The sequence below is a fragment of the Adlercreutzia sp. ZJ473 genome (assembly GCF_013185065.1).
Classification (GTDB): Bacteria; Actinomycetota; Coriobacteriia; order Coriobacteriales; family Eggerthellaceae; genus CAAEEV01.
Window position 1 is genome coordinate 24,250 of sequence record NZ_JAAVTO010000036.1, and the last position, 6,505, is coordinate 30,754.

Annotated in this window: 5 protein-coding genes, 1 tRNA gene and 1 pseudogene; all 7 read left to right on the forward strand. The window is 68.1% G+C overall.

Features of this window, described 5'->3' with window-relative positions:
- The first annotated feature begins 183 nt into the window (after positions 1–183).
- Positions 184–828 carry a VWA domain-containing protein gene (locus HRL41_RS07965; protein WP_172136308.1) on the forward strand — a complete coding sequence of 215 codons (645 nt, stop codon included), beginning with the start codon at positions 184–186 and terminating at the stop codon, positions 826–828.
- A gap of 374 nt (positions 829–1,202) precedes the next feature.
- Entirely contained in the window at positions 1,203–2,513 is a 1,311-nt protein-coding gene (locus tag HRL41_RS07970) for an adenylosuccinate synthase (protein WP_172136309.1), read from the forward strand.
- Positions 2,514–2,557: 44 nt separating this feature from the next.
- The gene (gene purD, locus HRL41_RS07975) at positions 2,558–3,853 is read left to right on the forward strand and encodes a phosphoribosylamine--glycine ligase (protein ID WP_172136310.1); all 1,296 of its coding nucleotides are present in this window, start codon (positions 2,558–2,560) and stop codon (positions 3,851–3,853) included.
- Between the two features lie 3 nt (positions 3,854–3,856).
- Positions 3,857–5,209 carry a radical SAM protein gene (locus HRL41_RS07980; protein ID WP_172136311.1) on the forward strand — a complete coding sequence of 451 codons (1,353 nt, stop codon included), beginning with the start codon at positions 3,857–3,859 and terminating at the stop codon, positions 5,207–5,209.
- Complete coding sequence (locus tag HRL41_RS07985) at positions 5,209–5,754, forward strand: prepilin peptidase (protein ID WP_165171035.1); 546 nt, start codon at positions 5,209–5,211, stop codon at positions 5,752–5,754. Before HRL41_RS07980 ends, HRL41_RS07985 begins: the two co-directional genes overlap by 1 nt.
- A gap of 168 nt (positions 5,755–5,922) precedes the next feature.
- Positions 5,923–5,998 (forward strand) — tRNA-Phe (locus HRL41_RS07990).
- Positions 5,999–6,140: 142 nt separating this feature from the next.
- Positions 6,141–6,505: pseudogene (locus HRL41_RS07995) on the forward strand (hypothetical protein); the annotation flags it as partial.

A 6,505-nucleotide genomic window follows, 5' to 3' on the forward strand; every position in this document is an offset into this window, starting at 1 on the left:
CACGGCCAACCCGGTTCGGCCAAACGCGACCATTCTGGTCTGGCCGAACGCGGCCAACCCAATTTGGCCGAACATGACCAACCCAGTTCGGTCAAGCTTGACCTACGGCCAATTCGGTTCGGTCAAGCGCAGCCAATCTGGTTCAGCCGGCTCGGCGAAAAGGCGACGGAAAGGAAGCGCATCATGAAGAAGGGTCTGACGGAGCTGGTTTTCATTCTCGACCGCAGCGGCTCGATGACGGGGCTCGAGAGCGACACGATCGGCGGCTTCAACGCGGTGCTCAAGAAGCACCAGGAATGCGAAGGCGAGGCGGTGGTGTCGACGGTGCTGTTCGACAACGTGACCGAGGTGCTGCACGACCGCGTCAGCGTGCGGGACGTGAAGCCCCTCACGGGGGCGGACTACCAGGTGCGCGGCTGCACGGCGCTGCTCGACGCGGTGGGCGGGGCCATTCGGCACATCGAGCGCGTGCAGCGCTACATGCCCGACGAGTACAAGGCGGAGCACGTGGCGTTCGTCATCACCACCGACGGACTGGAGAACGCGAGCACGCGCTACACGTACGAGCAGGTGAAGCGCGCCATCGAGCGCAAGCAGGAGGATGGCTGGGAGTTTCTGTTCATGGGCGCGAACATCGACGCCGCGGCTGAGGCGGCCCGGATCGGCATCCGCTCCGACCGCGCCGCAACCTACGTGGCCGACACCCAGGGCACGAGCGTCGTCTACGAGGCCATGGCGGACGCGACGTGCTGCCTGCGCGCTCACGCGGCTGTCCCTTCCGCCTGGGCGGCCCCCATCGAGCACGACCGCGCCTCGCGGAAAGCGTAGGGCTCGTCTCCCGCTTCCGCTCCGCGCTAATGAGAACGCGAGAGACTTGTGGGGCGTGAGGCGCGGGCAGCGTCTCACTGCCCGCGTCGCGCGTCGGCCGCCGTCGAACCGCTGAACTCGCCTCTGTCGTTTGATGCAGGTAAGTTCTCGCTGGCCCCGCGCCCGCCCCTGCGCGCCCGCCCGCAACACCCCTGTTCTCGCTGGCTCCGCGCCCGCGCCCGCCGCCCTCCTCCCACCCTCGCCCCGCTCCCGCGAATGTTTCACGTGAAACATTCGCGGCCGGCTGCGCCCTCGTTCGCACCTATACTATACTGTGAGGTTGCGGAACAGGGCGCTTTCCGTTCCCTGACGCTCGAATGACGAAAGGACGAACCATGCCGAGTACTGTGCTCGTCGGCGCCCAGTGGGGCGACGAAGGCAAGGGCAAGATCACTGACCTCATCGCAAGCGACTTCGACTACGTCGTGCGATTCCAAGGGGGCAACAACGCCGGACACACCGTCATCCACGGCGACAAGAAGCTGGCGCTGCACCTCATGCCCTCGGGCGTCATGTACGAGAACGCCGTGCCCGTGATCGGCAACGGCGTCATCATCGACCCCGGCGTGCTGGTGAAGGAGATGGCCATGCTCGAGGCCGAGGGCATCTCGTGCAAGCGCCTCAAGATCTCCTGCGACGCACACGTCATCATGCCGTACCACAAGGACCTCGACGGCGCCGACGAGAAGCGCCTGGGCTCCAACCAGATCGGCACCACCAAGCGCGGCATCGGCCCGTGCTACCAGGACAAGGCCGCGCGCAAGGGCATCCGCATCCAGGACCTGCTCGACGAGAAGATCTTCCGCCTGAAGGTGGAGACGGCGCTCGCGCAGAAGAACCCCATCCTCGAGAAGATCTACGGGCTGCACACCTACACGGTCGAGGAGATCTGCGACGAGTACCTGCCGTACGCGCGCATCCTCAAGCCCTACATGGAGGAGACCGCCCAGCTTCTGAACCGCGCGCTGCGCGAGGGCAAGAACATCCTGTTCGAGGGCGCGCAGGGCACGCTGCTCGACATCGACCACGGCACCTACCCCTACGTCACCTCGTCGAGCTGCTGCGCCGGCGGCGCGGCCACGGGCACGGGCGTGGGCCCCGTGAACATCAACCGCGTGCTCGGCATCCAGAAAGCCTACGTCACGCGCGTGGGCGGCGGCCCCTTCCCCACGGAGCTCACCTTCCCCGAGGACGGCGGCACCGGCCAGGACGCCGTCGACGGCGAGACGCTGTGCAGCGTGGGCCACGAGTTCGGCGTGACGACGGGCCGCAAGCGCCGCTGCGGCTGGTTCGACGCCGTGATCGCGCGCTACGCCGCCGAGGTCAACGGCCTCACCGACGTGGCGCTCACCAAGCTCGACGTGCTGAGCGCCTTCGACGCCATCAAGGTGTGCGTGGCCTACGAGTGCGACGGCAAGCGCTACGACTACTTCCCCATGCAGCAGAGCGTGCTGTTCCACGCGAAGCCCATCTACGAGGAGCTTCCCGGCTGGAAGGACGTCGACATCACCCAGTGCAAGACCTACGAGGAGCTGCCTGAGAACACGCGCAAGTACGTCGAGTACCTGGAGGAGATCACCGGCGTGCCCATGTCCATCGTGAGCGTGGGCCCCGACCGCGACCAAACGATCATGCGAGGATGGTAGCCGGTCTCGCTTGCAGGGCGGATGCGGTTTCGGAAAGGAACGACATGAACATTCTGGTACTGGGCTCCGGTGGGCGCGAGCACGCGATCACCTGGGCGTTGGGCAAGTCCCCCCGCGTTGACGCGCTGTACGTGGCGCCGGGCAACGGCGGCACCGAAGGCGTGGCGAAGGCGAGGAACGTCGCCGTCGACATGATGGACGCGAGGGCGGTGCTCGCGTTCGCGCGCGAGCACGCGGTTGACCTGGTGGTCGTCGGCCCGGAGGCCCCGCTCGTGTCGGGCGTGGCCGACGAGCTGCGCGCGGCGGGTGTGGCCGTGTTCGGCCCGAACGCCGACGGCGCGCAGCTCGAGGGCTCCAAGGCGTACTCCAAGGCGTTCATGGCCGCCAACGACATCCCCACGGCGGCCTACGCGCAGTTCGACGCCGCCGAGCCCGCGCTCGCCTACGTGCGCGAGCAGGGCGCCCCCATCGTCATCAAGGCCGACGGCCTGGCTGCGGGCAAGGGCGTCGTGGTGGCCGAGACGCTCGCGGACGCGGAGGAGGCCGTGCGCGCGTGCTTCGACGGCGCGTTCGGCGAGGCCGGCTCGCGCGTGGTCGTCGAGGAGTGCATGACGGGCCCGGAGTGCTCGCTTCTGTGCTTCGTCACGAACGGCAAGTCGTTCCCCATGGCCCCGGCGCAGGACCACAAGCGCGCCTACGACGGCGACAAGGGCCCGAACACGGGCGGCATGGGCGTGTACTCGCCGGTGCCCATCGTGACCGACGACGAGATGGCAGAGATGGTGCGCATCATGGACGCGGCCGCGGCGGCCACCGCGCGCGAGCCGTTCGGCCTCGACTACCGCGGCACGCTCTACGGCGGCTTCATGCTCACGCCGAAGGGGCCGCGCGTGGTGGAGTTCAACGCGCGCTTCGGCGACCCGGAGACGCAGGTGGTGCTCCCGCGCCTCGAGAGCGACCTGGCGGAGGTCATGATGGCCGTGGCCGAGGGCCGCGACGCCGACGTGGAGCTGGAATGGTCCGACGCGTGGGCGGTGTGCGTGGTGCTCGCGAGCGAGGGCTACCCGGGATCCTACGAGAAGGGCAAGGTCATCCTCGGGATCGAGGAGGCCGAGGCGCTCGACGGCGTGACGGTGTTCCACGCGGGCACCAAGACCAACGCCGACGGCGAGCTCGTCACCAACGGCGGGCGCGTGCTCAACGTGGTGGCGCTCGGCGAGACCTTTGAAGAGGCCCGCGACCGCGCCTACGAGGCGTGCGGCCTCGTCAACTTCGAGGGCAAGCAGCTGCGCAGCGACATCGGCGCGAAGGCCCTGCGCGGCCGCGGCGCGTGGGAGTAGCCCATGCTGTCCGAGCGAATGCTCTCGACGGTCGTCCGGGAGTGCACCAAGAGCTACCTGAACCTCAAGCCCGTGGCCGAGGACCGCATGCCCGCGCCCGTGCCCGGGCAGCGCTACATGCTGTACATGCACGTGCCGTTCTGCGAGCGGCTGTGTCCGTACTGCTCGTTCAACCGCTTCCCGTTCGCGGAGGACCGCGCGCGCCCGTACTTCGCGAACATGCGCCGCGAGATGCTCATGCTCAAGGACCTCGGGTATGACTTCGACAGCGTCTACATCGGCGGCGGCACGCCCACCATCTTGCTCGACGAGCTGTGCGACACCATCGACCTGGCGCGCGAGACGTTCTCCATCAAGGAGGTCTCGAGCGAGACGAACCCGAACCACCTGATCCCGAGCTATCTGGACAAGCTGCAGGGGCGCGTGCAGCGCCTCTCCGTGGGCGTGCAGAGCTTCGACGACGGCCTCCTCAAGCAGATGGACCGCTACGACAAGTACGGCAGCGGGCAGGAGATCCTCGAGCGCATCCAGGACGCGAGCCCGTACTTCACCTCGATGAACGCCGACATGATCTTCAACTTCCCGGCGCAGACCGAGGACATCCTCATCCGCGACGTCGAGCGCGTGATCGAGTCGGGCGCGAGCCAGACCACGTTCTACCCGCTGATGGCGAGCCCGAGCGTGGAGAAGTCGCTCGCGCGCACGGTGGGCAAGGTGGACTACGTCCGCGAGCAGCGCTTCTACGATATCATCTGCGAGCTTCTGACCGGCGAGCTGCCCGGCGTGGATGTGGCCGGCGGCAAGGTCGGCGCCCAGGGCGAGCGCGGGCTCTTCGAGCACGGCAGCGCCTGGACGTTCAACCGCCGCGGCACGGGCGCCGCGGGCGAGGAGGCCATGATCGACGAGTACGTGGTCGACTACGAGGAGTACCCGGCCATCGGCTCGGGCGGCATCACGTATCTGGGGAAGAGCCTGTACGTGAACACGTTCTCCGTGCGCGACTACAACGCCGCCATCGAGGGCGGGCGCATGTCGATGATGGGCAAGGCCACCTTCACCAAGCGCAACCGCATGCGCTACCGCTTCATGATGCAGCTGTTCGGCCTGCGCCTTGACAAGCGCCAGTTCAAGCGCGACTTCGGCTGCTCGGTGGAGGCGGGGCTGCCCGTCGAGATGGCCTTCATGGCGGCGTCGGGCGCGTTCGCCGTGAACGACGACGAGGAGCTGACGCTCACGTCCAAGGGCCGCTACCTCATGGTGGTGATGATGCGCCAGTTCTTCATCGGCGTGAACAACCTGCGCGACCAGGCGCGCGCGGCGCTCACGGGCGAGGAGCGTGAGCTGATCTTCGGATAATGATATTCACCGCCCTCATATACCTCGCGTTTGCAGCGCTGCTCGTGACGGCGGCCGTCGCCGACATGCGGACGCTGCGCATCCCCAACCAGCTGGTGGTGGGCCTTGCGGGGCTGTGGCTGGTGTGGCGGGTGGGCCTCGGGATCGGTGGCGTGATCGTGGGCGCCGACTTTGTGACGGCGATGATCGCCCACGCGCCGTTTCGGGGCGTGTCGCTCGCGGACGGCATCGTGGGCTCCGTGGCGCTCGGCGGCGGGCTTCTGCTGGTCACGGTGGTGTACGAGGCGGTGTCGAAGAAGCGCGCCATGGGCGCCGGCGACATCAAGCTCCTGACCATGGTGGGGCTGTTTCTGGGCCTCGAGCGCGGCGTGCTCTGCCTGCTGGTGGCCTGCGTGGCGTTTCTGCTGTCGGCGCTCGTGCTGCCGCACACCCGCTGGGGCGAGAAGGACCTCGCCGCGGCGGAGTCGGGCTACCCCATCCTGCGCGAGTTCCCCTTCGGCCCCGCCATCGCCCTGGGGTCGGCCCTCGCGCTGTTCGTGCCGTAGGGGAGAGGGGGCGCGGGGGGCTTGCGGGTGGCCCGCGGTCGACGCGTGGCCCGTGTGGCTTGCGTGGCCGGCCGGGCGTTTCGCGATGTGCCGAAAAAAGTTCTTGCCAACGAGCGCACGAGGCGCTAGAATATATCACCGCGTCAGAAACGGAAGTTTCTCGCCTTTGGTCGGGTAGCTCAGTTGGTAGAGCAGCGGACTGAAAATCCGCGTGCCGAGGGTTCAAGTCCCCCTCCGACCACCATCAATTGCAAGAGCCCCTCGCCGAGGGGCTCTTTTGCTACCGCGTCCCGCCGAGCCGTACTGAGTCGTATCGAGTCGCTGAGTCTGAGGAAGCAGGTTTCATCTCGCTGGAGGAGCGTCACAGCCAGGATCTCTTCGCGCGCTTGGGCATGACGGCGCGTGATTGGGCTGCGCTTCTGGGGATCTCCGCGGTGGTCGCCGTGCTCGCCGTGCTCGGCGTCTCGTACGTGGTGGGGCAGGGCTGGCCGCTGTTCGACGGCCCGACCACCGTCTTGCTCTGCGTCGCCTCCACCGTTGTCGCGGGCGTGTGCCTGCTGGCGGTCGACCAGGGGCTGTTCCGCGTGGCCACCCGCTGCCGCGCGGACGAGGAGGAGGGCGGCGCTGGCGAACTCGCTGCGGGCGCGCCGGCCGCAGCCCCCGCGTCCGGGGCCGCCCCTGTGCCTGTGTCGGCCGCAGCCCCCGTCCCCGAGCTGGCTGCCGACTCCGCCTCCGAGCCGGCCGCCGCCCC